Annotated in this window: 26 protein-coding genes; 12 read left to right on the top strand and 14 right to left on the bottom strand. The window is 68.7% G+C overall.

Features of this window, described 5'->3' with window-relative positions; all coding sequences use genetic code 11:
• Window positions 1-36 precede the first annotated feature (36 nt).
• A complete protein-coding gene (locus ACIBH2_RS05270) occupies window positions 37-627 on the top strand; it encodes a DUF4291 domain-containing protein (RefSeq protein ID WP_397113679.1) in 591 nt (196 codons plus the stop codon).
• Here the strand turns inward: ACIBH2_RS05270 and ACIBH2_RS05265 are convergent.
• Window positions 624-1,061, bottom strand: a complete 438-nt coding sequence (locus ACIBH2_RS05265; protein ID WP_397113677.1) for a MarR family winged helix-turn-helix transcriptional regulator — start codon at window positions 1,059-1,061, stop codon at window positions 624-626. The genes ACIBH2_RS05270 and ACIBH2_RS05265 overlap by 4 nt on opposite strands.
• A 121-nt stretch (window positions 1,062-1,182) precedes the next feature.
• Between ACIBH2_RS05265 and ACIBH2_RS05260 the strand changes: the two genes are divergently transcribed.
• A complete protein-coding gene (locus ACIBH2_RS05260) occupies window positions 1,183-2,193 on the top strand; it encodes an SMP-30/gluconolactonase/LRE family protein (protein WP_397113675.1) in 1,011 nt (336 codons plus the stop codon).
• Window positions 2,194-2,204: 11 nt separating this feature from the next.
• Here ACIBH2_RS05260 and ACIBH2_RS05255 read toward each other — a convergent pair whose 3' ends face one another.
• Both ACIBH2_RS05255 and ACIBH2_RS05250 read right to left on the bottom strand, forming a co-directional pair.
• Window positions 2,205-2,663: an SRPBCC family protein gene (locus ACIBH2_RS05255; protein WP_397113673.1), complete on the bottom strand. Its 459-nt coding sequence runs from the start codon at window positions 2,661-2,663 to the stop codon at window positions 2,205-2,207.
• The gene (locus ACIBH2_RS05250) at window positions 2,660-3,793 is read right to left on the bottom strand and encodes a YbfB/YjiJ family MFS transporter (protein WP_397113671.1); all 1,134 of its coding nucleotides are present in this window, start codon (window positions 3,791-3,793) and stop codon (window positions 2,660-2,662) included. The genes ACIBH2_RS05255 and ACIBH2_RS05250 overlap by 4 nt, the downstream gene beginning before the upstream one ends.
• 70 nt (window positions 3,794-3,863) lie before the next feature.
• On the opposite strand from ACIBH2_RS05250, the gene ACIBH2_RS05245 reads away from it, so the two are divergent.
• Window positions 3,864-4,697, top strand: a complete 834-nt coding sequence (locus tag ACIBH2_RS05245) for a LysR family transcriptional regulator (RefSeq protein WP_397113669.1) — start codon at window positions 3,864-3,866, stop codon at window positions 4,695-4,697.
• A gap of 2 nt (window positions 4,698-4,699) precedes the next feature.
• Here ACIBH2_RS05245 and ACIBH2_RS05240 read toward each other — a convergent pair whose 3' ends face one another.
• From ACIBH2_RS05240 to tkt, 6 genes are all read right to left on the bottom strand, one after another.
• The gene (locus ACIBH2_RS05240; RefSeq protein WP_397113667.1) at window positions 4,700-5,575 is read right to left on the bottom strand and encodes an RNA polymerase sigma-70 factor; all 876 of its coding nucleotides are present in this window, start codon (window positions 5,573-5,575) and stop codon (window positions 4,700-4,702) included.
• A gap of 92 nt (window positions 5,576-5,667) precedes the next feature.
• On the bottom strand, window positions 5,668-6,402 hold the full coding sequence (gene pgl, locus ACIBH2_RS05235) for a 6-phosphogluconolactonase (protein WP_397113665.1): 735 nt from the start codon (window positions 6,400-6,402) through the stop codon (window positions 5,668-5,670).
• Window positions 6,395-7,303, bottom strand: a complete 909-nt coding sequence (opcA, locus tag ACIBH2_RS05230; RefSeq protein ID WP_397116820.1) for a glucose-6-phosphate dehydrogenase assembly protein OpcA — start codon at window positions 7,301-7,303, stop codon at window positions 6,395-6,397. Before opcA ends, pgl begins: the two co-directional genes overlap by 8 nt.
• Window positions 7,300-8,859, bottom strand: a complete 1,560-nt coding sequence (zwf, locus tag ACIBH2_RS05225) for a glucose-6-phosphate dehydrogenase (protein WP_397113663.1) — start codon at window positions 8,857-8,859, stop codon at window positions 7,300-7,302. The genes opcA and zwf overlap by 4 nt, the downstream gene beginning before the upstream one ends.
• 2 nt (window positions 8,860-8,861) lie before the next feature.
• Complete coding sequence (gene tal, locus ACIBH2_RS05220; protein WP_397113661.1) at window positions 8,862-9,992, bottom strand: transaldolase; 1,131 nt, start codon at window positions 9,990-9,992, stop codon at window positions 8,862-8,864.
• Between the two features lie 5 nt (window positions 9,993-9,997).
• The gene (gene tkt, locus ACIBH2_RS05215; RefSeq protein WP_397113659.1) at window positions 9,998-12,142 is read right to left on the bottom strand and encodes a transketolase; all 2,145 of its coding nucleotides are present in this window, start codon (window positions 12,140-12,142) and stop codon (window positions 9,998-10,000) included.
• Window positions 12,143-12,499: 357 nt separating this feature from the next.
• Between tkt and ACIBH2_RS05210 the strand changes: the two genes are divergently transcribed.
• Together ACIBH2_RS05210 and ACIBH2_RS05205 are read left to right on the top strand one after the other, a co-directional pair.
• A complete protein-coding gene (locus tag ACIBH2_RS05210; protein ID WP_397113657.1) occupies window positions 12,500-13,507 on the top strand; it encodes a heme o synthase in 1,008 nt (335 codons plus the stop codon).
• Between the two features lie 184 nt (window positions 13,508-13,691).
• A complete protein-coding gene (locus ACIBH2_RS05205) occupies window positions 13,692-13,952 on the top strand; it encodes a DUF2798 domain-containing protein (protein WP_397113655.1) in 261 nt (86 codons plus the stop codon).
• 1 nt (window position 13,953) lies between these two features.
• Here ACIBH2_RS05205 and ACIBH2_RS05200 read toward each other — a convergent pair whose 3' ends face one another.
• Both ACIBH2_RS05200 and ACIBH2_RS05195 read right to left on the bottom strand, forming a co-directional pair.
• A complete protein-coding gene (locus ACIBH2_RS05200; protein WP_397113653.1) occupies window positions 13,954-14,334 on the bottom strand; it encodes a hypothetical protein in 381 nt (126 codons plus the stop codon).
• Between the two features lie 2,675 nt (window positions 14,335-17,009).
• A complete protein-coding gene (locus ACIBH2_RS05195; RefSeq protein WP_397113651.1) occupies window positions 17,010-18,461 on the bottom strand; it encodes an FAD-dependent monooxygenase in 1,452 nt (483 codons plus the stop codon).
• An 84-nt stretch (window positions 18,462-18,545) separates the two neighbouring features.
• Between ACIBH2_RS05195 and ACIBH2_RS05190 the strand changes: the two genes are divergently transcribed.
• The gene (locus ACIBH2_RS05190) at window positions 18,546-19,151 is read left to right on the top strand and encodes a TetR/AcrR family transcriptional regulator (protein WP_397113649.1); all 606 of its coding nucleotides are present in this window, start codon (window positions 18,546-18,548) and stop codon (window positions 19,149-19,151) included.
• 22 nt (window positions 19,152-19,173) lie between these two features.
• Window positions 19,174-19,554, top strand: coding sequence for a nuclear transport factor 2 family protein (locus tag ACIBH2_RS05185; protein ID WP_397113647.1), 381 nt, complete (start codon window positions 19,174-19,176; stop codon window positions 19,552-19,554).
• Here ACIBH2_RS05185 and ACIBH2_RS05180 read toward each other — a convergent pair.
• Window positions 19,551-20,519, bottom strand: a complete 969-nt coding sequence (locus ACIBH2_RS05180; protein WP_397113645.1) for a quinone oxidoreductase family protein — start codon at window positions 20,517-20,519, stop codon at window positions 19,551-19,553. The genes ACIBH2_RS05185 and ACIBH2_RS05180 overlap by 4 nt on opposite strands.
• A gap of 80 nt (window positions 20,520-20,599) precedes the next feature.
• Here ACIBH2_RS05180 and ACIBH2_RS05175 point away from each other — a divergent pair, with 80 nt between their 5' ends.
• Both ACIBH2_RS05175 and ACIBH2_RS05170 read left to right on the top strand, forming a co-directional pair.
• Window positions 20,600-20,950, top strand: coding sequence for a hypothetical protein (locus ACIBH2_RS05175; protein WP_397113643.1), 351 nt, complete (start codon window positions 20,600-20,602; stop codon window positions 20,948-20,950).
• 40 nt (window positions 20,951-20,990) lie between these two features.
• Entirely contained in the window at window positions 20,991-21,713 is a 723-nt protein-coding gene (locus ACIBH2_RS05170; protein ID WP_397113641.1) for a GntR family transcriptional regulator, read from the top strand.
• Window positions 21,714-21,761: 48 nt separating this feature from the next.
• On the opposite strand, the gene ACIBH2_RS05165 is transcribed toward ACIBH2_RS05170, so the two are convergent.
• Together ACIBH2_RS05165 and ACIBH2_RS05160 are read right to left on the bottom strand one after the other, a co-directional pair.
• On the bottom strand, window positions 21,762-22,211 hold the full coding sequence (locus ACIBH2_RS05165; protein ID WP_397113639.1) for a PTS glucose transporter subunit IIA: 450 nt from the start codon (window positions 22,209-22,211) through the stop codon (window positions 21,762-21,764).
• A gap of 9 nt (window positions 22,212-22,220) precedes the next feature.
• The gene (locus ACIBH2_RS05160) at window positions 22,221-22,502 is read right to left on the bottom strand and encodes a glucose PTS transporter subunit EIIB (RefSeq protein WP_397113637.1); all 282 of its coding nucleotides are present in this window, start codon (window positions 22,500-22,502) and stop codon (window positions 22,221-22,223) included.
• Window positions 22,503-22,591: 89 nt separating this feature from the next.
• Here ACIBH2_RS05160 and ACIBH2_RS05155 point away from each other — a divergent pair, with 89 nt between their 5' ends.
• Genes ACIBH2_RS05155 through ptsP form a run of 3 tightly spaced genes read left to right on the top strand, consistent with a single transcriptional unit; the run spans window position 22,592 to window position 25,723 of the window.
• On the top strand, window positions 22,592-23,815 hold the full coding sequence (locus ACIBH2_RS05155) for a PTS transporter subunit EIIC (RefSeq protein ID WP_397113635.1): 1,224 nt from the start codon (window positions 22,592-22,594) through the stop codon (window positions 23,813-23,815).
• Window positions 23,812-24,075 carry an HPr family phosphocarrier protein gene (locus tag ACIBH2_RS05150; RefSeq protein WP_397113633.1) on the top strand — a complete coding sequence of 88 codons (264 nt, stop codon included), beginning with the start codon at window positions 23,812-23,814 and terminating at the stop codon, window positions 24,073-24,075. The genes ACIBH2_RS05155 and ACIBH2_RS05150 overlap by 4 nt, the downstream gene beginning before the upstream one ends.
• Window positions 24,065-25,723, top strand: a complete 1,659-nt coding sequence (gene ptsP, locus ACIBH2_RS05145) for a phosphoenolpyruvate--protein phosphotransferase (protein WP_397113631.1) — start codon at window positions 24,065-24,067, stop codon at window positions 25,721-25,723. The genes ACIBH2_RS05150 and ptsP overlap by 11 nt, the downstream gene beginning before the upstream one ends.
• The last annotated feature ends 7 nt before the right edge of the window (window positions 25,724-25,730 follow it).

Genomic DNA, 25,730 nt, shown 5'->3' with positions numbered 1-25,730 from the left:
CTTGCCTGACTAGAACTCGTGCGCGATGGTGGTCGCGTGCGAACATATGAAATCCGGGCCGACTACGACCGCGACACCATCGTGGTCTATCAGGCGTACAACCCGGAGATCGGCAACGCCGCCCTCGCGCACGGGCGCTTCGTGGAACCGTTCTCCCGCAACCGTATGACCTGGATCAAGCCGTCGTTCCTGTGGATGATGGCGCGCTGTGGCTGGGCGCGGAAGCCGGGGCAGGAAATGGTGCTGGCCGTGCGGATTTCCCGTTCCGGCTGGGAAGAAGCGCTGTCGCTGGCCGAACACACCAGCGCCGATCGCCGGATCTACGCGGATTCCGCCGAATGGCGGGAGCGGTCGAAGCACGCGCGGGTGCGCGTCCAATGGGATCCCGAACGCACGCTGCGAGGTGCGACTCTGGATGCGCGCAGTATTCAGATCGGCTTGAGCCGCAGCATTATCGACCGCTATGTGGACGAGTGGATCGTCGCCATCGACGACTACACCCCACTGGTGCGCAAAATGCACGCGCACCTGCGCGACGGTCATATCGACCGTGCGAAGCAGCTGCTGCCCTCGGAGCGGGTCTATCCGGTAGCGCCGGAACTCGCTCTACGGCTCGGTATCGACTAGCGGATCGTATCGAGACGGTCGGCGACGCGAGTCAGCAAGTCCTGCAAAGTCTCTCGCTCGTCGGCCGTGAACTCCTGGGCCAGGGTGCGCTCGACGTGAATGGCGCGGGCGTCGGCATCCTTCATCACCGTCTCGCCCTGTTCGGTGAGCCGGGTTTCGAGAATGTTCTTGTGCCAGGCATGGGGCGTGCGCTCGATGAGCCCGCGGTCCTGCAGATTGGTCAGGATCGTATTCATGGTCGGCGGCGTCACGCCGCACAGCCGGGCCAGGGCCGCCGCCGAAATGCCGGGATTCTCGGTGAGGAAGAGCAGCGCCGCGTACTGCGACACCGTCACCCCGGCCGGTTTCAGCGCGGCGTTCTTGGCGGCATTGAGGGCCTGCTCGGCGCGCTTGACGTACGAACCGATGCGCTCGGCGGCAGGCATGGAGGTCATGAGGGCATGGTAACCGGTCATCCTATGATTAGCGTCTTGACGAGTATTAGAACTCTAATCTACATTCGTGCTCACTCAAAGATGAGTCTTCACGCATTGGCTCGATCAGGAAGAGACGTCCATGCCTTCCGCGTTTGTCCGCACCTCGATCACCGCCGTGACCTCGGCCGTATCCGTTCTCGCCGTGACGGCGTGCGGGACGGCTGACGAACCGGCCGCGAATACGCCTGAAACCCGCATATCCACCGCCTACGTACTGCCCGACGAGCGCGCGTACCCCGAGGGCATTGCCCTCGATGCGCGCACCGGCGATACCTACGTCGGCTCCTACACGAATGGGGCGGTCTACCGCGCCGCCAAGGACGCGACTACCGCGGAGGTCTTCCTCCCCGCGGGCACCGACGGCCGTGCTACCGCCAACGGTCTGAAAGTCGATGCCCTCGGTCGGCTCTGGGTCACGGATTCGACGAGCGGGGTCACCGTGTACGACACCGCCACCCGCGCGCGCCTCGCGCGCTTCGAAGTACCCGGTACCGCACCGCGATTCGTCAACGATGTGGCGATCACCCCGGACGGCACGGCCTATCTCACCGATACGATCCGCTCGGTCGTCTACCGCGTCACACCGGACCAGGTTGCCGCCGCCCGCGGCGAAAAGGCAGAACTGGCAACCGCATTCGACCTGAAGGCCAGCCTCGAACCGCATGCCGCGGACGCGTTCACGCTCAATGGCATCGTCGCCGACCCCACCGGCCGCTATCTGCTCACCGTCGATATGACCGGCGGCGACCTGTATCGCATTGCCACCGCGCCGAATTCGCCCGACGCCATACGGAAGGTCACCCTAGCGGGTGGCGACCTGGCGCACGGTGACGGCCTCGAGCTGACCGGTACCACCCTGCGGGCGGTACAGAACGTCACCCACACGCTGACCCGCTGGACACTCTCCGAGGATTACTCCACCGCGACCCTGGCGCAGCACCTCACCGACGAATCCTTGGGTCTGCCAACCACTCTGGTGCGCGCCGACAATCGCACCCTGGTGGTCTCATCGCAATTCGACAAGGGCGGGCCCATGAGGCCCGGCACCCCGGCGACGCCGTTCCAGGTCGTCGCCGTCGACGGTTTCTAGCCCAGTCGACCTCAGCGCTGCTCGGCGAGCGCGGCGAGACGATCGACCGAGGCCAGCAGTTTGTCGGAGGTCGTCGCGCGGGCGCGGACGAGGCGGTTCTCGTCGGTCAGTTTCGTCCAATCGTAGGTGTGGGTCACCCGGGTGCGGCCTTCGCCCACCGGTTCGAGTTCCCAACGCCACAGGTGACCCGGCGGGCGCTGCCCGGGTTCGGCGGGCAGCCAGGCGATGCGGCGGCCCTCGTCGAATTCGACAATGTGGTTCTCCCGGACCAGGCCCTTGGTGAGGGTCATGGTGAAGACCTCGCCGACCGACCGGACCCGCTGTCCCGCAGGGGCTTCCGAGAGATTGTCGTTGCCGTCCCAGCGCGGCTGCTGGGCGGGGTCGGCGATCAGTTCGAAGATCTCGGCCGCGTCGGCGGCGATCTCGCGGCTGGCGGTCACGATCTGGGGAACGTCGGTGCTATCGGTCATGGCTCGATCGAAACATATGCCCGCCGCACCGCCAATGCCGCCGCGGCGGCACCGAGCAGGAGCACCGTCGCGATCCCGAATGCGGCCGTATACCCGGTGCCGAGCACCGGAGCGACGACCAGCGGACCGAGCATTTGGCCCGAGCCGTAGCCCGCGGTGAGCGTCGCGGCGGCGCGGCCGCCGATGAGATCGGCGCCGATTTCCATGGCGAGCATGACGATGCCCATGAATGTCGCTCCGAAGAGGACAGCGGCGATGACAACCGGGACGATGCTCGTGGACAACGCCGGGAGGGCGGCGGAAATCGTTTGCAGGAGTAGGGCGATGACGAGCGCGGTAGCCGCGCTCCAGCGGCGGGCCAGCGCACCCCAGAGCACCGTGGCCGGTACGGCGGCCACGCCGACCACGATCCAGAGGGCGGTGCCCTCGGCCTCATGGCCGGGCGTGGCGACGGCCGCCACCAGGAAAGTGCCGATGACGATATAGCCGACACCGTCGAGGAAATAAGACACGCGCAGCGACCTCCAGCCCGGGGTGGGGCGGGATTCGGTTGTGGCCGAACGGCTTCCGGGGCGGATATCGAGCCGCCAGGTCGGCAGCAGCAGGACGGCGGTCAGCGCGGCCGAGAGGAGCCACAGCGCCTGCCACGACGCGATCGGGCGGGCCGCCAGCACCAGCAGGCCCGCGAGCGCGATACCCGCGCCCACGCCGGAGAACGCGATACCCGCGGCACGCGTACGGTTCTCGTGCCGCGCGGCCATCGACGCGCAGCCGATGAAGAGCACCGCGCTGGCCACCCCGGCGAGCAAGCGCAATGCGGCGGGGACGGCCGGGGGAGCGGGGACCGCCATCAGCGCCTCGCTGAGCACCAGTACAACGGCGGAAGCCTGAAAAACAGTGCGCCCGTTCCACTCCGGGCGTCGCGCCAGCACGATCGCGCCGAGCAGATAGCCCGCGTAGTTCACGGCGGCGATGAACGCTCCGGAGTGCGCGTCGAGGCGGTGGGCATCGGTCATCACCGGCAGCAGCGGGGTGTAGACGAACCGGCCGACACCCGTACTGGCCGCCAATCCCGAGGCGGCGGCGAAGGCGGGAGCGAGACCGAGCTGTCGAGGCGGGGCAATGGTCACGTCCTCCGACGCTAGGGCCGGGATCGCAGCCTGTGAAATGCTTCTTGTGCGGCATGTATACGCTGAACGCATGGATCTGGAGCTGCGCCATCTGCGCGCCTATCTCGCACTCTGCGACGAGGGCAACTACACCCGGGCCGCCCAGCGCCTGCACGTCACCCAGCCCTCGCTCACCCGCACCATCCAGCAGTTGGAGCGCATACTCGACACCCGCCTCGTCGAACGCACCTCGCGCCGCTTCGACCTCACCGATGACGGCGTCGAATTCCGCGTGCACGCCCGCCGCATCCTCGCCGATCTCGATACCGTCTGCGCCGAGCTGCAATTGCGGGCCGCCGTCGCCGTCGGGTTCTCCTGGCTGCTGCCCGACACCTGGTTCGCCGACGTCCGCACCCGGTTCGAAGCGGTCGGCGGGCATGTGGAGATCCACCGCGTGGACGATCCGATCGCCGCGCTCACCGCCCGCACCATCGATATCGCCCTGTACCGCAAGCAGATCCGGCTCCCGCGTACCCTCGCCGCCCGGGAGATCGCCACCGAACGGCGGGTACTGGCGGTGTCGGCGGAGTCGCCGCTGGCGCACGCCGGGAATCTGCGCTGGGACGATCTCGCCACCTACCCGCTGGTGGTCAACACCATATCCGGCACCACCGACGAAACATCCTGGCCCACTCGGCTTCCCGGCCGTCAGGTCATCGAATGCACCAATTTCGACGAGTGGATCGAACTCGTGGCCGCCGATCGGGGCATCGGCGCGGTGCCCGAATTGGCGCGCACGCGGGCACCGCATCCCGGCGTGGTCTACCGCGATATTCCCGACGCCCCACCGTCGCACCTGTACCTGATCTGGCGCACCGACCCCGCGCCCTCGCGTTCGGTGCGCCGCTTTCTCGACACCGCGTGAGCTCAACGGCTCACGGTGGTCTCCTGCTCGATGCGCGAGAGCTTCTCCGGATTGCGCACCGCGTAGAGCCCGGTGATGAGGCCGTCGTCGATGCGCGCCGCCACCACGCTGTCGAGCTGGCCGTCGATCCGAACGATGAGCGCCGGATGGCCGTTGAGCTGCGCGGGATACAGCGATCCAGGCGGGATGCGCCCGAGCACCCCGGCCACGAGTTCGGGGCCGACGAGAGGCGCCAGCGCGGCCTGTCGGATACCGCCGCCATCGGTGAGCAGGACGACATCGGGGGCGAGGATATCGAGCAGTCCTTGGAGGTCGCCGGTGTCGAGCGCGCGCTGGAACGCCGCGAGCGCGTCGCGGGTCTCGGCCGGGGTGACCTCTCCTCTCGGCCTGCGCGCGGCGACGTGCGACCGGGCACGGTGGGCGATCTGACGGACCGCGGCGGGCGACTTGTCGACGGCCTCGGCGATCTCGCCGTACTCCAGATCGAAGACCTCGCGCAGCACGAACACCGCCCGTTCGGTGGGCGTCAGCGTCTCCAGCACCAGCAGCATCGCCATGGAGACGCTGTCGGCCAGTTCGACGTCCTCGGCCACATCGGGGGTGATGAGCAGCGGTTCGGGCAGCCAGGGCCCGACATAGGACTCCTTGCGGCGGCCCAGCGTGCGCAGCCGGGCCAGGGCCTGCCGGGTGGCGATGCGCACCAGGTACGCCCGGTGCTCGCGCACCTCGTCGAGGTCCACGCCCACCCATTTCAGCCACGTCTCCTGGAGCACGTCCTCGGCGTCGGCGGCCGAGCCGAGCATTTCGTAGGCGACGGTGAACAGCAGATTCCGGTGCGCGACGAAGGTTTCGGTGGCGCGGTCCACGGGCTCGGTCATGGGCGGTTCCTGTCTGTTGACTCTCGACTGTCAACAAGATGCCGCCCACGACCGTCCTGTGACAGCGGCCGACGGTGGCCTACATCACACGATCAGCGCGGCAGATCCGCCGCGGCGGATTCGTCCAGCAGCCAGGTGGTGGATTCCGCCCCGATCGCGCCCGCGGCCGGAATGTCCAGGGGGGACGCGCCATTGAGGGCGGCGGCCACCGCCGCGGCCTTCGCCTCGCCGGAGACCACCAGCACCACATTGCGGGAACGCTGAATCGCCGGAAGGGTCAGGGTCACCCGCACCGCCGGGGGTTTCGGCGAATCCGTCACCGCCACAACGAGTTCGTGATTCTCGCGGACCGCGTCGGTGTGCGGGAACAGCGAATTGATGTGCCCCTCACCGCCCATGCCGAGCAGGTGCAGATCGAAGGCTCCGTGTTCGGCGAGGTGGGCGTGCACGGCGGCGGAGTACATACCCGCCGCCTCGACGGGGTCCACGTACTCGCCGTCCGAGGTCTCCACGGTGTGCACCCGCGACGGATCGACGGGGACGTGGTCCAGGAGCGCCTGGCGGGCCTGGAGCTCATTGCGCTCGGGATCGCCCGCGGGCAGGAACCTTTCGTCGCCCCAGAAGATGTCGAGCTGGCCCCAGTCGATGTCGCCGGGCGCGCGGCGCACCCATTCGAGCAGCCCGATGCCGGTGCCGCCGCCGGTCAGTACCACCGATGCCGAACCGCGCAGCCGCTGCGCCTCCACCACGTCGGCGACGAAGCGCGCCGCGGCCGCCTGCACCAATTGGTCTGTGTCGGTGAAGGTTTCGACGGCGGGCTTACTCATAGCTGACCCTTTCGATTCCGGTGAGCGCCTCGGCGTAGATATCGTCGGCGTCGAGGTGGCGCAGCTCTTCGGCGAGGCAGTCGCGAGTTTCGCGGCGGGCCAGGGCGAAACGCTGCGCGGGCTCGCCCGTGCGGGTCAGCGTCGCCGTCCGGCCCTCCTGGGGGCGGGAGATGGCGATGGAGACCGTGGGGCGGTGGATCTCCACCTTGAGGTCACCAGCTAGGCGCACCACCGGGCACGACAGCCGGGCGGCCAGCCATCCGGCGAGCATATCCAGGGCCGGTTCGTCGCGCAGACCCGAAACCGTCACGGACTCAACGGCTTCGAACGGCTGCTCATCCAGCGCCGCTGCGAGCAGCGCACGCCAATAGGTCACCCGGCTCCAAGCCAGATCCGTATCACCGGGAGCGTACGAATTGCGCCGCTTCTTGATGGTCGCCTGCGGATCGGGCGCGAAGGTGGCATCGGTGATGCGCCGAGTCGCCAAGCGCCCCACCGAATCCTTGGACGGGAACTCCGGGGCCCCGCGCGGCCACCACGCCACCACGGGGGTGTCGGGCAGCAGGAAGGGGATCACCACACTGCTCTCGTGGCTCACCAGCTCGCCCTGCAACCGAAGCACTATCACCTCGGCCGCGCCCGCGTCACCGCCCACTCGGATCTGGGCGTCGAGCCGCGTCGCGCTGTTGCGGTCGCCGCGGGCGAGAACTATTACCCGACAAGGATGTTCGCGGCTGGCGTCATTGGCCGCGTCGATGGCGTCCTCGGCCTCGGAGCTGTCCAGGGTGCACACCACGAGCGTCAGCACGCGGCCCACGGTCACCACGCCATTGGCCTCGCGCAGCTGCACCAGGCGCTTGGACACCTCGCGGGTATCCGTATCCGGCATATCGATGATCACGGTCGCCGCCATTCCCGCCCGCTGCGTGCGAGCATCTCGTCGGCGGACTGCGGACCCCAGGTGCCCGCCTCGTACGGCTCCGGGCGGCCGTTGGCGGCCCAGTGGTCGAGTGCGGGATCGAGGATGCGCCAGGACAATTCGACCTCCTCGTTGACCGGGAACAGCGACGGCACACCGAGCAGCACATCGAGGATGAGCCGCTCGTATGCCTCGGGGGAGTCCTCGGTGAAGGCCTCGCCGTAGCTGAAATCCATATTGACGTCGCGCACTTCCATGCTGGACCCGGGCACCTTGGAGCCGAATCGCATGGTGATGCCCTCGTCCGGCTGTACCCGAATGACCAGGGCGTTCTGGCCGAGCTCCTCGGTCATGGTCTGGTCGAAGGGCAGATGCGGGGCGCGTTTGAACACCACCGCGATCTCGGTCACCCTGCGGCCCAACCGCTTTCCGGTGCGCAGATAGAACGGCACCCCGGCCCAGCGCCGCGTCTCCACGGCGAGGGTGATTGCGGCGTAGGTCTCGGTCTTGGAGTTGGGGTCGAAACCCTCCTCCTCGAGCAGACCGACGACGGGCTCACTGCCCTGCCATCCCGCGGTGTACTGCCCGCGTGCGGTCGTTTCATCAAGGGGCTCCACGATTTTCGTCGCCGAGAGCACCTTGATCTTCTCGATCTGCAGCTGCTTGGGCTGGAAGCTCACGGGCTCTTCCATGGCCGTCAGCGCCAGCAGCTGGAGCAGATGGTTCTGGATCACGTCCCGGGCCGCGCCGATGCCGTCGTAGTACCCCGCGCGACCGCCGAGGCCGATGTCCTCGGCCATGGTGATCTGCACGTGGTCGACGTAATTCGCGTTCCAGATCGGATCGAACAACTGGTTCGCGAAACGCAGCGCCAGAATGTTCTGCACCGTCTCCTTGCCGAGATAGTGGTCGATGCGGAACACCGTCTGCTCCGGGAACACCCGGTTCACCAGGGCATTGAGCTCCTGGGCGCTGCGCAGATCGTGTCCGAACGGCTTCTCGATGACCACCCGCCGCCACGAGGTGCCGTCGGGGCTGTCCTCGGAGCGCGCCAAACCGTTCTTGGAGAGCTGGTCCAGCACCACCGGGAACTCGGTGGGCGGAATCGCGAGATAGAAGGCGTGATTGCCGCCCGTCCCGCGATCGCGGTCCAGACCCTTCAAGGTGGTGGCCAGCCGATGGAAGGCCGCGTCGTCCTCGAAAGTGCCTTGGACGAACCGCAATCCCTCGCGCAGCTGCTGCCACACCTCCTCGCGGAAGGGTGTGCGCGCGGAGCTCGTCACCGATTCGTGGACGAGATCGGCGAACTCGTCGTCGCTCATATCCCGTCGGGCGAACCCGACCAGGGCGAAACCGGGCGGCAGCAGCCCCCGGTTCGCGAGGTCGTAGATGGCCGGAAGCAACTTGCGCCGCGACAGGTCACCGGTCACCCCGAAGATCACCATGCTGCACGGTCCAGCGATACGGGGAACCCGGCTGTCGCGCCCATCGCGCAGCGGATTCCCCGTCGTGACCGTCGTCGCCGCGCCGGTCGCCACCGTCAGTTGCCTCCGGCCGCCGCGAGCTGTTCGGTTGTGGCCGTGAGCAATTCGCCCCACGACCCCACGAACTTGTCCACACCCTCGGTCTCCAGGACCCGGAAGACGTCGTCGAGGTCGATGCCGACCGCGGTCAGCTGCTCGAAGACCTTCGCGGCCTCGTCGGCGGTGCCCGAGACGGTGTCGCCCCGGATCTCGGCGTGATCGGCCACGGCCTCGAGGGTCTTCTCCGGCAGCGTGTTCACCGTGTTCGGGGCCACCAGTTCGGTGACGTACATGGTGTCGGAGTACTCCGGGTTCTTCACACCGGTCGACGCCCACAGCGGACGCTGCTTGGTCGCGCCGGAGGAGGCCAAGTGGTTGTAGGTGGAGCCGTGCCTGCCACCCTCGAACACATCCTGGTACGCGGCATAGGCCAAGCGCGCGTTGGCGATTCCGGCCTTGCCGCGCAGCGCGAGGGCCTCCTCGGAGCCGATGGCCTCGAGCCGCTTGTCGATCTCGGTGTCCACGCGGGAGACGAAGAACGAGGCGACGGACTCGATGCGCGCCGGATCGTGGCCGTTGATCTTGGCGTTGCGCGCGCCGTCCAGGTACGCGCCCATGACGGACTTGTACCGCGCGACCGAGAAGATCAGGGTCACGTTCACGCTGATGCCCTCGGCGATCACCCGGGTGATGGCGGGCAGACCCTCCTCGGTGGCCGGAATCTTGATGAACAGGTTGGGCCGGTCCACGATCTTCCACAGCTCGATGGCCTGGGCCACGGTGCCGTCGGTGTCGAAGGCCAGCCGCGGGTCGACCTCGATGGAGACGCGGCCGTCGACGCCGTTGGACTGCTCGAAGACGTCGGCGAGCACGTCGCAGGCGGCGCGCACATCGTCGGTGGTGATGGTGCGCACGGCCTGATCGGCGTCGGCGCCCTGGGCGGCGAGCTCGCGGACCTGCGCGTCGTAGGAGTGGCCCTTGCTGAGCGCGCCCTGGAAGATGGTCGGGTTGGTGGTGACGCCGACGACGTTCCACGTGGCGATCAAGTCGGCGAGATTGCCGGACTGGATGCGGTCACGGGAGAGATCGTCGAGCCATACCGAAACCCCGGCGGCGGACAGTGCCGCGGTATTCGGGTTCTGGGTCATGATGGCTATCCCTTCACCTTGTCGAGAGAACGCTGCGCGGCCGCGACGACGGCGTCGGTGGTGATGCCGAACTCGCGGAACAATGTCTTGTAGTCGGCCGACGCGCCGAAATGCTCGATGGACACGATCTCACCGGCCTCGCCGACGAAGCGGTACCACGGCATCGCGATCCCGGCCTCCACGGTCACCCGCGCGCGCACCGACGGTGGCAGCACGGAGTCGCGGTAGTCCTGATCCTGCGCGTCGAACCACTCCACACACGGCATGGACACCACGCGGGTGCCGATGCCCTGCGCCTCCAGCGTAGTGCGCGCCTCGGTCGCGAGGTGGAGTTCCGAACCGGTGGCGATCAGGATCACCTGCGGTGTGGCGGTGGAGGATTCGGCCAGAACGTAGCCGCCCTTGCGCACGCCCTCGTAGGAGGTGCCCTCCAGAATCGGCAGGTCCTGACGGGTCAGGGCCAGCGCGGACGGGCCGTCCTGGTGCGCGGGCTCGGAGACCAGGAAGTGCGAATGCCGTTCGGAGGAATCGCGTTCCAGGATGGTGCGCCACGCGTAGGTGGTCTCGTTCGCGTCACCCGGGCGCACCACGTTCAGGCCCGGAATGGCGCGCAGCGCGGCCAGGTGCTCGATCGGCTGGTGGGTCGGGCCGTCCTCGCCGAGGCCGATGGAGTCGTGGGTCCACACGTAGGTGACCGGGGTGCGCATGAGCGCGCCCAGGCGCACGGCGGGGCGCATGTAGTCGGAGAACACCAGGAAGGTGCCACCGTACGGACGGGTCGGTCCGTGCAGCGCGATGCCGTTGAGGATGGAGCCCATGGCGTGCTCGCGCACACCGAAGTGCAAGGTGCGGCCGTACGGGTTGGCCTTCCACATACCGGTGGAGATGTCCTCCGGGCCGAAGGACGGCACGTTCGGCATGGTGGTGTTGTTGGATTCCGCGAGGTCGGCCGAGCCGCCCCACAGCTCCGGCAGCACCGGCGCGAGCGCGGCGAGGACCTTGCCCGACGCCTTGCGGGTGGCCATGCCCTTCGGGTCCGGCTCGTGCACGGGCAGCGCGTCGGCCCAACCCTCGGGGAGGCGGCGCTCCTGGAGGCGGTCGAACAGCGCCTTGTTCTCCGGGTTGGCGGCGGCCCACGCGTCGAACTGGGTCTGCCAGGCGTCCTTGGCGGCCTTGGCGCGCGCGGCGGCATTGCCCCGGGTGTGCGCGATGACGGCGGCGTCCACGTCGAAGCTCTTCTCGGGGTCGAAACCGAGGGCCTTCTTGGTGGCGGCGACCTCGTCGGCGCCCAGAGCGGCACCGTGCGAGGCTCCGGTGTTCATCTTGTTGGGGGCCGGGTAGCCGATGATGGTGCGCAGCAGGATGATCGACGGCTTGTCGGTCACCGCCTGGGCGTGCGCGATGGCCTCCTCGATGGCGACCACGTTCTCGCCGCCCTCGACCACCTGGACGTCCCAGCCGTAGGCGCGGTAGCGCGCGGCGGTGTCCTCGGTGAAGGCGATGCGGGTGTCGTCCTCGATGGAGATCTTGTTGTCGTCGTAGAACAGGATCAGGTTGCCCAGCTGCTGGGTGCCCGCCAGCGAGGACGCCTCGGAGGTGACGCCCTCCTCCATGTCACCGTCGGAGGCGATGACGTAGACGAAGTGGTCGAACGCGCTTTTGCCCTGTGCCGCTTCGGGATCGAACAGACCGCGCTCGCGGCGCGCCGCCATGGCCATGCCGACCGCGGAGGCCAGGCCCTGGCCCAGCGGGCCGGTGGTGATCTCGACGCCGTCGGTGTGGCGGTACTCCGGGTGGCCCGGGGTGAGCGAACCCCACTTGCGCAGGTTCACCAGATCGTCCAGCTCCAGGCCGAAACCGGCCAGGTAGAGCTGCACGTACAGGGTCAGGCTGGAGTGGCCGCAGGACAGCACGAATCGGTCGCGGCCCACCCACTCCGGATCGCTCGGATCGTGCCGCATCACACGCTGGAACAGCGTGTACGCCAGCGGCGCGAGGCTCATCGCGGTGCCGGGATGACCGTTGCCCGCGTTCTGCACGGCGTCGGCGGCGAGGACGCGGGCCGTGTCGACGGCCCTGGTGTCGACGTCGGTCCAGTCGGCGGGGTGGTGGGGCTGGGTGAGGGCGCGGATGTCGTCTGTGACTGACACGACCGAGGTTCTCCTGACCTTTTCGTCAACGATGCGATTGTCGGCGGGCTTGTTCGCTGCGGGGTGTGCCGGTGCGCTCACCGCACCGATATACCCACCACCCTAAAGGTGACCGTTTCGCGGCCATACGGGAACCCGCGTTCACCGGCCGTCGTGTCGTGCGTTCGTGTCCGCGCGCGGACCAGTTCGTGACCACGCACCGCGCGCACCGCGCGGCGGTATCGCACGACCCACGGCCGGACCGTGGCGAGAGCGCCATTCGGCACGGTCTACCATGCTCTGTAGTAGTGGCCGCGCCGCACTGAACTGTTTTCTCTGGACGTGAGAGCGCGCTGCTGGTTCCACGACCGGATCAACATGCACGTTGTGCGAGGAGAAACAGTGCGGATTGGGCAACAACCCGGCGGGGGTCACGGCTCCTCCGGAACGGTGCTGGCCGACCGCGTGACGGGCTCCGGCCCGCTGTCGGCGGCCACGCGGCGCGTGCTCGCCTACATCGCGCTCACCAAACCCCGCGTGATCGAGCTGCTGCTCGTCGCCACGATTCCCACCATGCTGCTGGCCGACCGCGGCCACGCCGACCTGGGCCTGATTCTGGCCACGCTGTTCGGCGGCTGGATGGGCGCGGCCTCGGCGAACACCCTCAACTGTGTCGCCGACGCCGATATCGACAAGGTGATGAAGCGGACCTCCAAGCGGCCGTTGGCGCGCGAGGCGGTGCCCACCCGCAATGCCGCGATCTTCGGTATCGCGTTGGGGTTGGCGTCGTTCGCGTGGCTGTGGTGGCAGGCGAATCTGCTCGCCGGTGCGCTGGTGGTGGCGACGATTCTGTTCTACGTGTTCGTCTACACGCTGGGGTTGAAGCGGCGGACCTCGCAGAACGTGGTGTGGGGCGGTGCGGCCGGATGTATGCCCGCACTGGTCGGTTGGTCCGCGGTGACCGGCACCATCGGGTGGCCCGCCATCGTGTTGTTCCTGGTGATCTTCTTCTGGACGCCGCCGCACACCTGGGCGCTGGCCATGCGCTACAAGGAGGACTACCGCGCGGCGGGCGTCCCCATGCTGCCCGTGGTTGCGACCGAACAGGCCGTCACCAAGCAGATCGTCATCTACACCTGGTTGACCGTGCTGGCGACGCTGGCGCTCGTCCCGGCCGCCGGAGTGATCTACGCCGCAACGGCTTTGGCGGCGGGAGCCTGGTTCCTGCTCATGGCGCACCAGCTGTACTCCGGTGTGCGCCGCGGGGAATCGGTGAAGCCGCTGCGACTGTTCCTGCAGTCCAACAACTATCTGGCCGTGGTGTTCTGCGGTCTGGCGGTGGACTCGGTGCTGGGGTGGAACACCATCGGCGGGTTCCTGTCCTGAGGTTTGCGGACAGCGCGGTGCACGGATCGTTCGTGCACCGCGTTTTTCGTCGGTGGACAGTCCGGCGGTAGTCGTCCTACGATGGCTGCGCGATCTTGTCGCCGTAAGCGTTAACGCCAATCAACGCATGCCCCGCCGGTGCGGGGTGATTGTTGTTGGCCTGTCCACGCTTTCGGAGGAATCGATGAACAATTCCGTCTCGCGCACGAGTTTTCGCAAACTTCCCACCCGGTACGCGGCCTTCGTGCTGCCGCTGTTGCTGTCGGTGCTGATGACCTTCGTGGTGTCGTTCATCAGCACCGTGAACAGCCAAGGGTTCGACAGCGGGTTTCTCGGCGTCTGGTTGCGGGCCTGGGGTGTGTCCTGGGTGATCGCCTTTCCCACCCTGCTGCTCGTACTGCCGCTGGTGCGGCGGGTGACGGCAGCAGTGGTGGATATGCGGTAGGTCAGCAGTCCGGCTGGAACGGGAAACAGGCCGGGGCGAAGGTGGTCGACGGCAGTGTCGGATCCGTGGACACGCTCGTGGTCGTCGGGCGCACCGTCGTGGTGATCCCGGGGGAGCGCTCGCTGTCGCCGCCGCCACGGCCCGTGCACATGGCCGCTATCGCGAGAATCACGAACACCAGCAGCAAGGCGGCCACCACGGGAAGGTCGCGGCGGCGACGCCGCGGCACCGCCTGCTGCGAGTTGTCCCACAGCGGGAATCCGGGCCCAGCCGTCGGGGGAGCACCGGCATCGCCACCCGGCCCGGAACCGGCACCCCGGTCCCGACCGCCCGCGCCCCCGCTCGGCCGCCCCGGGTCGTACTGCCCAGGACGCTGCAACACCGACCCGGCCCCCGCTCCCGCGGCAGCCCCCGCCGCGGCATAGGGCGCGCCGGACGCCGAACCCTGTTGCCCCGCAGCCGGACCACCCGGCCCCTGTTGGCCACGACCGAACCCAGCCGCACCACCGATGGCACTCTGCCCCGAACCACCGCGGCCAGGCCCACTTTGGCCGAAGCCGCCAGGCCCGGGACGCCCCTGTCCAGGATCAGCCTGGCCAACACCGCCTTGTCCAGGACCGCCGTGCCCGGGAGCGCCTTGCCCGAAACCGGCTTGGCCAGCACGCCCTTGGCCAGGATCAGCCTGTCCAGACACACCTTGCCCGGCGCTGCCCTGCCCGGAACCGACCGGCCAAAGGCCGCCGCCCCCGCTGCCCTGACCAGGGCCGCTTTGCGCAGGGCCACTTTGCACAGGACCGCTTTGCCCCCGGCCGCCCTGCTCGGCGCTCCCTTGCTGTGATCGTCCTAGCCAAAGGCCGCCGCTCTGCGCGGAGTCCCCTTGGCCGCGCCCGGATTGTCCGGAACCGCTGTGCCCGGCATCATCTGGCCGCGGGCGACCTTGTCCGAGTCCGCCCGGCCAAAGACCGCCGCCCCCACCGCTCTCCGAACCCGCACGGCCCCTCTCGTCCCCCTGCGCGCCCTTCCCTTCGTCCCCCGCCTCGGTCCGCTTCGACTTGCGCCGGAAAAGCGCACCTACCGCCGCAGCGGCAGCAGCCCCCGCCGCTGCGGCCCCAGCGATCTTGCCCTTCCCGGAAGATTCCCCCTCGCCCCGCCCCGGAACCTGTTCTCCAGCACCACGACCGGACTCGACCCCCGCACCGCTCCGCGCAGCCCCGTCGCCCTGGCCGCCAGCCGTTCCGGATGCGCCGCCCTGGGAACCGGCTACTCCGCCCGCCCCATAGGCAGCACCCTGCCGCGCCGTGCCACTTTGCTCGCCTCGCGGTCCAGCCGAACCGCCTTGCCCCATCGGGGCATTCGGCCCGGAACCACCTGGGTAGCCGCCCTGGCCTGTCCCAGAGCCTTGACCGGGGCCGCCAGACGGATAGGCGGCACCTTGTCCAGACTGCCCGGCTGCCGCTCTCTGTTCGCCCGGCCCTCCTCGGAGGTCGCCCGGCCCCGTATCGCCGGTCGAACCACCGTGCCCGGCCGCGCCGCTCTGTTCGTGCGGGCCGCCTCGACTGCTGCCCGGTCCCGCCGAACCACCTTGGACCATCGGAGGATTCGTCTCGGCCGAACCGCTCGGGTGGCCGCCCTGGCTTTGCGGGGCTGCCTGAGTGCCTGACCCGCTTTGGCCCATCGGCGCGTTCGCCTGGGCCGTACCACCCGGGTAGCCGCCCTGGGCTGCCGCCGCACCTTGCCTCGGGTCACCTGGCCCGTAGGCCGGACCTTGCCCTGGGTCACCTTGTCCGCCGCCTGTTCCCGGCGCGTCAGCTTGGCCTGGCGAAACCGGTTGTCCGCCACCGGGACCGTGTTCCTCGCCGGACGGCTGGCGTCCACGGAAGGCCGCTCCGGCCGCGGCTCCTGCTGCGGCCGCACCGGCCGCTGCGCCTGCTGTGCTCGATCGGCCGCGTTCGCCGTGTGGCGGAAGCGGTTGTGCCGCACCGCTCGGTCCGGGCGTGGGGTTGGGCACTGGGACAGCGGCTGGGCCGGGGACGACTCCGCCGGGCGTGCCGGAGGGTTCCGGTGCGGGGGGAGGGGCTACGGGGACGGAGGGGACTTTGCGGGTGGGGGGTGTCGAGGGGGGTGGCGGTGTGCGGTTGGGGGCGGGGGGTTCGAAGCCTTCGAGGACGAGATCGGAATGGGTTGCGGCGGCGGCGAATCCGAGGGCGCCGAGGGCTTGGCCGACCTGGGCGGCGTCCCAAGCGGGGGCCGCGCCTTCGGCGAGTTTGGTGAAGTAGGCGCGCAGGGAGGAGGGGCCGTCGCCGAGGAGGACGTCGATCCCGGGCGGCATCGCGCCCTTGGCGAGTTTCAGGCGACTGCCCAGTTGGGGGACAACGAGGACGAGACCGCTGACCGGGACGTGTTCGCGTCCCGGCGCGGCCCGCAATTGCCGCGCCATCTCGGTGGTCTGCCGCCGCACCCTTTCCAGGGGATTCGCGTCGCCGTCGATGGGCGCGGGCGCGTCATCCACCGTCCAGGGTTCGTCTTCGGCGCAGTGCAGTGTCCCGTTCACCCGCTCGGTGAATCCGTGCACCGCGATCACCACGCAGGTCTGCGGCGTCCACACCACCACATCGGCGTCCTGACACTGCACGATCGCGATTCCGGGCACCGCGTGCGGCCCGCTCCACGATTTGAGCCAGTTCACGACGGTCCGTTCGGTGCTCGACAGCCGCGACGGGTCGTCGTTCCGGACCTTCACCAGCATGTAGACCCACCTCTGACCGAATGCCTCATCCACTGTCGGCCGCCCGAACGGTCGCCGCGACCCACCTTACGGGTTATCCCGAACGGGTCGCGGCGAATCGTCTTGTGCGGCAGCAAGATCATCCAGCATGGTCATGGGCTCGCGACGCCCGGGCGGCACGTCATGGGCGAAGCGGGACAATTGCCCGATTCCATGCTGACCAGTCGGGCCAGCGACAAGCACTCGAACCGGATTCTTCGGGCGCGGGATGCAGGACGGTCACCACGGTGGCGGCATGGGAGTGGTCACCGCACGGCCGTCGCCGTGCACGGTCAGCCGACGCGTTCGGCGATGTAACCGTCGGGGCGAATCAGCACTCGCGTGCCCTCGACAGCGTCATACGCACGGAAGGCGTCGCCGGTCGAGTCGACCAACGCCTGATCGGATTGCCCCTCGCGCGCGATCGTGACGACGCGTGGGCCTGGCGACACGGGTGCGTCGGAGCCGAAGACGACGAGCGTCTCGTGCGGCCCCCGCAGCAGATCGAAGAGCCGCACCGTCCGATCGACGCCATCCCGCAGCGTTGCGTCCGGCGCGCGGTCGCCGGATCGCAACGCCGGTTCGGATTCCCCGGACATCTTCTGCGGCATCAGATTTCGATACGTGATATCGAGCTGATGGGTGTTCTCGCCGCGCTCCATGGCATCCGGCGCGCCCGCGACGGTCTTCGCCAAGATCTCGGTGCTCAATCCGAGCACCGAGGCGGCGACCGCACGTCGCTCGGTCTCGTAGGTGTCGAGCAGCGCATCGCTCTCGACGCCCGGATCACGCAGCGCCGCACCGAGTTTCCAGCCGAGGTTGTACGCGTCCTGGATCCCGGTGTTCATGCCCTGGCCGCCGGTGGGCGGGTGGACGTGTGCGGCATCGCCCGCGAGGAACACGCGGCCTTCGCGAAAGCGTTGCGCCAGGCGAATGTTCGGCCGCCACACGGTGGACCACGTCAGATCGGTGAGTACGACCTCGGGGCGGTGGGCGAGGCGATCGATGTAGCCCTGCAAGAGTTCCAGGGAGGGTTCGACGTCCGCGTCCAGGGGCGCGGCGAATTGGAATGCACGCCCACCAGGCAAGGGGGACAGCGCGATTCCGTTCATCGGGGCGTCCGCCTCGGCGAACCAGTAGCCGTACTCGTGGTCCAGCGCGTCGGCGCGCACATCGCCGAGCAGCATGCGGATGGCGTCGTCGGTGCTGCCCTCGAAGGCGATGCCGAGGCGTTTGCGCACGGTACTGCGGCCGCCGTCGGCCCCGACCAGATAGTCCACGCGCACGGTCTCGTCCCCGGCGGGACCGGACAGTCGCACGCTCACTCCGTCGTCGGATTGGGCGAAATCCACCAGCGCCGTGGACAATTCGACCCGCACCCCGAATTCCGCCAATCGCTCCCGCAGGATCTCCTCTGTCCGTGACTGCCCCAGCACCCACGGATTCGGGTACGGCACCGCCGAGCTCGGCTCCCGCCATTCGCTCATCCGCCGCTCGCCGACCAGTGTCCCGCCGATACAGGCGCGCATGAGCGGCTGCGGCGACCCGGCCGCCAGGACCGCGTCGAGGACGCCGAGGTCGTCGAAGACCTCGAGGGTGCGCGGCTGAATCCCGTCACCGCGCGAGCCGACGAAGAACTCCGCGGCCTGTTCCACCACCCGCACGGCGACGCCGCGCCGCGCCAGATCGATGGCGAGAGTGAGGCCGGTGGGACCGGCTCCGGCGACGAGGACCTGCGCAGACATACTGCCTCCATATACTGAATACTGATTCACTGAATACAAATTCAGTATCGAGACTGGTACGTTCCGCTGTCAAGGAGGTGGTGTGTGGTGGCAGGTAAACGCCAGGAACAAGCGGCCGAGACCGAGCAGGCGCTCAAGTCCGCGGCGCGGCGGCTCTTCGCCGAGCGCGGCTACCTGAATACGAAGATCACCGATATCACCGCGGCCGCCGGACGCGCGGCGGGCTCGTTCTACAACCACTTCGCCAGCAAAGAGGAGCTGCTCCAGGCGCTGCTGCAGGACCTCTCCGACGCCGGGGACGCGCGCGCCGAGGACCCGGAGCACAATCCGGACTTCACCGATCCCGAGGCGGTGCGCTACCACCTCGCCGCGTACTGGCAGGCCGCCCGCGAGCACTGGCCGGTCTTCCGTGCCATGGGTCAAGCCGCCCTGGTGAACGACGAATTCGCCCGCATCATGGGCGATTTCACCGCCGCGCAGCGCGCCGACGTCGCCGACCACCTCGACGGATTCGAGGCCGCGGGCCTCACCCTGCCCAGCACCCCCGACGCCAGCCTCGCCATGATGTTCCTGATGGCCAGCGCACTGCTCCAAGCCGTCGAGGAGGGCTCGGTCGAGCTCACCGACGAACAGGCCGTCGACGGCCTCACCCGTTTCGTCTATCGGGGTCTAACCGGCCGCGATCTGTGACGCTCGGTCCTACACTCGGCGCATGACCGCCGATTCGGCGCACACCGAACTCACCGCGACAGCCCGCGATTGGGCACGCGCCATCGTGTCCAACGATCCCGCCCGCATCGCGCACTTCATGGCCGAGGACTGGGTGATCGTCTCCGACTCCGGCATCGGCACGCGCGCGGACTTCCTCGCCCACATCGCCGCGGGGCGACTCACCCACTCGGCGATGGACATGGTGAGCGAACCCCGTATCCGCGTCTACGGCGACGCGGCCGTGATCACGGTGCGCGCCACCAATACCGCCCACTTCGAAGACGAACGCTTCGACGCCGACGAGTGGACCACGGATGTGTTCCACCGCCGCGACGGCGAGTGGCGATGCGTCCTCAGCCACATCACCACCGCCACCCGCTAATGCGGCAACAGCACGATGGAGCCGGTTGTCTTGCGCCCCTCCAGATCTCGGTGCGCCTGCTCCGCCTCGGCGAGCGGATAGGTCGCGCCGACGCGCAGACGCAGACTGCCGTCGGCGATCGCGTTCATGACATCGCGTGAGCGCCACAGCAATTCGGCCCGGTCGCGGGTGTAGTGCGCGAGCGTCGGCCGGGTGACGAACAGCGAGCCCAGACCATTGAGCCGCTGTAGGTCGAACGGCGGCACCGGCCCGCTGGCGGCGCCGAAGAGCGCGCAGGTGCCGCGAATCCGCAGGGCCGCGAGACTGGACTCGAAGGTCGCCGCGCCGACCCCGTCGTATACGGCCGCCACACCGACCCCGCCGGTGAGGTCCCGGACCTGCGTGGCGAGTTCGTCGCCGTAGCGCAGCACCTCGGCCGCCCCGGCCTCGCGCGAGAGCTTCTCCTTCTCGTCGGAGGAGACCGTGGTGAACACCCGAACCCCGCGCGCCGCGAGCAACTGGGTGAGAATCAGCCCCACGCCGCCCGCGCCCGCGTGCACCAGCACCGCTTCGCCCGGTTCGGGCCGGTAGACGGACTCGATGAGATAGTGCGCGGTCATTCCCTGCAACAGCGCCGACGCCGCCACGGGCGAATCGATACCCGTCGGCACCGGCACGGCCACGGCCTCGTCCACCGCGACCCGCTCGGCGTAACTGCCCGGCGCGGCGGCCCACGCCACCCGGTCGCCGACCTGGAACTCGGTCACCTCGACACCCACCGCGGCTATGCGCCCGGTCCCTTCCGCGCCCGGAACATACGGCACGGTCTGCGGATAGCGCCCGGTGCGGATATAGGTGTCGATGAAATTCACGCCGATGGCATCGGTATCGACCAATACCTGCTTCGGCCCGATCGTCGGGTCGGGCACCTCCGTGTACCGCAGGACCTCGGGACCACCGTGTTCGGAAACCTGGATCGCACGCATCTACAAGTTGTACACCCGTCCCGGTGTCTTGTGGGCGGCGGCACATGGACTCGGTTCTACCCGTGGGTAAACTCCTCCGCATGAGCGCTACCACCGCCCCGGCTCCCGTCGAACTGTCGCCGTCCATCGTCGATTCGGTGAAGGGTTTCGTCGCCGATCACGGTGGGTCCGCCACCGCGGTACCGCAGCCCGTGGGCCGTCTCGGCGTGCGCGTCACCCTGGTGGCCGCGGACGGCACCCTCGGTGACCGCATGGTGCCCGATATGGAGTCCGCCAAGGCGTTGGTCGCCGCGGTGAACGGCCTCTCGGAGAGCGAGGAGTGGGACCGCGAGCTGGTCTCGAAGGTGAACCCGGCCAAGGGCCACTGGGCGAAGATGGCCGGGTGGGTGGCCAAGCAGAAGCGATTCCCCAAGGCCCGCAACGAGAACTGAGTGAGCGAGCGATGAGCCCGCTGGGCTGCCCGAGGTCCGTGTGGCCGGGCGCGTAACCAAACAGGCGCAACTGCGGTCGGCGCTGACCACCCTGTGCGCCACGCTGCGCCCGGGTGAGATGCTGCCCAGCGAGCGCCAGCTGTGCGACGACTACCGCGTGAGCCGTATGACGGTGCGCGAGGTCTTGAGCCAGCTCGAATCCGAGGGCGTCATCACCCGGGTGCCGGGTAAGGGCACCTTCGTCGCGGAACGGGTGGCGCGGTCGCGACTGCACATGGCGTCGTTCAGTGACGATATGCGCCGCCTCGGGCGCACCCCGAGCACCGTTGTGCTGCACAGTGATTACGCGGTGCCGCCGCCCGCCTCCCAGGCGGCGCTGGGGGTCGGCCCGACGGTGAAGGCGTTCCATCTGGTGCGGCTGCGCTTGGCCGACGGGCTGCCGATGTCCATCGATGACGGGTGGTACCGGGCGGATCTCCTGCCGGGGCTGCTCGAGCACGATCTCACCCAATCGCTGTACGCGTTGTTCGCGGGGGAGTACGACTGCCCGATCGACCGGGCCGAGCAGAGCGTGCGCGCGGTGGCGGCCGATGAGCGCCACGCGGGCTGGCTCGGCACCGAAACCGGTTCTCCGCTACTGGCTTTCGATCGCATGTCCTTCTCGCGCGATCGCTGTATCGAACACGCCGAATCCTGGTACCGCGCCGACCGATACCAGGTCTACATGACGGTCTCCGCCGACGACGGCAACCAGAACTCTTGACGCCGAGGGGCTTTCGGCGATCTCCACCGAAAACCCCTCGGCGAGTGCTCAGATCGAGAAGAGAACCGCGCCCGCGGTGACCGACCCGGAGGCTACATCGTGCGCCGCTCCCGGCGCGGTGTCCATCACGACGACCGGCACCGCGGCGCTCAGGCCGAGTGCTCGAATGGCGTTGGGGGAGAAGGTGATCAGCGGATCGCCCGCCCGCACCTCGTCACCCTCTTCGACCTTCACCGTGAACAGGTCGGGTTTGCCGACGGTGTCGATGCCGACGTGCAGCAGCACGCCCACACCGGTGTCGGAGACGATCACCGCGGCGTGCGGGTGCAGCTTCACCAGCGTGCCGGAGATCGGCGCGATCACGGTGGTCGGCTCAGCGGTGTCGAGGGGCTCCACCGCGGCACCGGCGCCCACCATCTCGGCGGAGAAGACCGGATCGGGGACCTCGGAGATGGGCAGGGCGCGGCCGTCGAGCGGCGCGAGAATCTGGGTGCTCATCGCCGCCGCTCAGAGCAGATCGTTGATGTCTTCGGCCAGGGCGTCGGCGGTCGGTCCGACCACGACCTGCACCGCGTCACCCATCTTCACCACACCGTGCGCACCGGCGGACTTGAGGGCCTTCTCGTCGACCTTGCCGGAATCCTTGACCTCGACGCGCAGTCGAGTGATGCAGCCTTCGACCTCGACGATATTGTCGGTGCCGCCTAGTCCGGCGACGATCTGGTCGACCTTGGACATTCTTTCCTCCGTGCGTGTCGTGTGGACGAATCCTGCGTGTCGAGTAGACAAAGCTGGTTATAACCAGTATATGTCTGGTTATAACCAGTCGCTGTCACCCTACACCGGTGTGACCCGATTCACGGACTGAGGACCTCGCTATGGCCGATGCCACGCAGAGCGTGCGCAAGAAGCTGGATCTATCCGGCCTGCAAAAGCTCGGACGCAGCCTGATGCTGCCGATCGCCACCCTTCCCGCCGCTGGCCTGCTGCTACGACTAGGTCAGGACGATATGCTCGGCCGCTGGTCGGCGACGAGTGGCGTGGCCGACGTCCTCGCCGGTGCGGGCGGCGCACTGCTCGACAATCTGCCGCTGCTGTTCGCGGTCGGCGTGGCCATCGGCTGGGCCAAGAAGTCCGACGGGTCCACCGCGCTCGCGGCGGTGGTCGGCTACCTGACCTTCAACGGCGTCGCCAAGGCCATGTCACCGGTGGTCCTCGAGGGCAAGGTCGACACCAAGGGCGCACAGGAGTTGGTGAACTTCGGTGTGCTCGGCGGTCTCGTCATGGGTCTGACCGCGGCCATTCTCTGGCAGCGCTACCACCGCACCACGCTGCCGGACTATCTCGGCTTCTTCTCCGGTCGCCGCCTGGTGCCGATTCTCGCCGCCATCGCGGCCGTGGTCATCGGTGTCATCGCCTCGTTCGTCTACCCGGTCTTCGATGCCGGACTGACCTGGCTCGGAAACGCGGTGGCGGACAACGCCGTCGCCGGTGGCGGCATCTTCGGTTTCGTGAACCGGCTGCTGCTGCCGCTGGGCCTGCACCACATTCTCAACTCGGTGGTGTGGTTCGTGATCGGCGACTACAACGGCGCGCACGGCGACATTCCGCGCTTCCTGGCCGGTGACCCTTCCGCCGGAACCTTCATGACCGGCTTCTTCCCGATCATGATGTTCGGTCTGCCCGCCGCGGCGCTGGCCATCTGGCGCACCGCCAAGCCGGAGAACAAGAAGATGGTGGGCGGCATCATGCTGTCGGCCGGTCTGACCGCCTTCGTCACCGGTATCACCGAGCCCCTCGAATTCGCCTTCATCTTCGTGGCATGGCCGCTGCTGCTCATCCACGCGCTGTTCACCGGTTCGGCGCTGGCACTGACCAATCTGCTCGGCATCCACGACGGCTTCATGTTCTCCGCGGGCGCCATCGACTTCCTGCTGAACTTCGGCAAGGCGCAGCATCCGCTCTTGTTGATCCCCATCGGGCTCGGTTACGCCGCCCTGTACTACTTCACTTTCAGCTTCGTGATCCGACGCTGGAACCTCCCCACCCCAGGCCGCGAACCCGAAGCGGACGAGCTCGAGAAGGAGAACACCGCCCAATGATCACTCGCACCGCCGTCGTCGCGTCCAAGACCGGCCTGCATGCCCGGCCCGCCGCGCTTTTCGCCAAGGCCGCCGCGGAATCGCCGGTGCCGGTGATGATCTCGGTGGACGACAAGGCTCCGGTCGCCGCGGGCAGCCTCCTGCAGGTGATGACCCTCGGCGTGAAACAGGGCGATACCGTCACGCTGAGCGCCGAGGACGGGGCCGAGGCGGCCCTGGACAAGCTGGTCGGACTGCTGGAGACCGATCTTGACGCGTGAGGTGCGCGGTATCGCGGCCGCGCCGGGCATTGCCGTCGGGGTGGTGAAGTGGCTGGCGTCCGCGCCGGTCACCAGCCCCACCGACGCGCCCGGCGCGAACGTCGATGCCGAAATCGCGCGCGTCGAAACGGCTTTCGAGGTCGTCTCCGGGCGCTATCTGGCTCAGGCGCAGACCGCCGCGGGTCCGGCGGCCGACATCCTCACCATGACGGCCGCGCTCGCGGGTGATCCCGCCCTGCTGGATCAGGTGCGGGCCGGTATTCGCGGCGGCGGCCCGACCGCGCATTCGGTGACCGAGGCGGTGAACCACTTCGCGGAGCAGTTGGCCGCGCTCGGCGGCATGATGGCCGAGCGGGCCTCGGATCTGCGCGATGTGGGGCAGCGCGTCGTCGCCGAGCTGCTGGGTGTCGATCCGCCCGGAATCCCGGACAGCGCGGAGCCTTTCGTGCTCGCGGCCCAGGATCTCGCACCCGCCGATACGGCGACGCTGGACCCGGCGAAGGTGGTCGGACTCCTCACCGTCGCGGGCGGGCCGACCTCGCATACCGCGATTCTGGCCAAGGCCCTGGGCATTCCGGCCGTGGTCGCCTGCCCCGACGCGGTGGAGATCGCCGAGGGCAGCGCGGTCGTCCTCGACGGCACCGCCGGTGTGGTCGAGATCGAACCGGACGCCCAGCGGCGTGCGGCGGTGGCCATCGAGAACTCGCGCCACCAGGCGGTTCCAATGGGACCCGGGCGCACCGCCGACGGCCACGCGGTGCCGCTCCTGGCGAATGTGGGCAGCGCGGCCGACGCCACCCTGGCCGTGCAGCTCGGGGCCGAGGGCGTCGGGTTGCTGCGGACCGAATTCCTGTTCCTCGGACGGCAATCCGCGCCGACCATCGACGAGCAGACGGCGCACTACACCGAGATCTTCCAGATCATGGGGGAGCGGCCGGTCACGGTGCGCACCCTGGACGCGGGCTCGGACAAGCCGCTGCCGTTCCTGAACCTGCCCGTGGAGGAGAATCCGGCGCTCGGTGTGCGCGGTATTCGATTGGCCAATGTCGATGAGGGGACATTGGACGATCAGCTCACCGCCATCGAGGCGGCGCGGGCGGCCACGGGGACACCGGTCAAGGTGATGGCCCCCATGGTCGCGACCGTCGAGGAGGCGCGCTCCTTTGCGACGCGGGCGCGCGGTCTGGGCGTGACCACCTCCGGCATCATGATCGAGGTGCCCTCGGCCGCCCTGCGCGCCGAATACCTCGGCGCGGAGGTGGATTTCTTCTCCATCGGTACCAATGACCTGTCGCAGTATCTGTTCGGTGCGGACCGCATGTCGTCGTCGCTGGCGGCACTGCACGATCCGTGGCAGCCCGCGCTGGCCTCGACCATCGCGGCCGTCGTCGCGGGTGCGTCCCAGCGCGAGGTGGCCGTCGGCGTATGCGGCGAATCCGCCTCCAACCCCGAATTCGCCTGTGTGCTGGTGGGTTTGGGTGTGTCGACCTTGTCCATGGCGCCGCGCTCGCTTGCCGGAGTGCGCGCGGCGCTGGCCGAGGTTACCCTCGCGCAGTGTCAGGCGGCCGCCACCGCGGTGCTGGCCGCCGCGACCGCCGAGGAGGCCGCGCGCGCCGCGCGTATCGAACTCGGCCGAGGACGCGCATGACGCCGGA

Origin of the sequence: Nocardia sp. NPDC050406 (assembly GCF_044459025.1) — a bacterium.
GTDB lineage: Bacteria > Actinomycetota > Actinomycetes > Mycobacteriales > Mycobacteriaceae > Nocardia.
The sequence above is the reverse complement of the archived record's forward strand: the minus strand, read 5'-3'. Positions and strand labels throughout refer to the sequence as shown.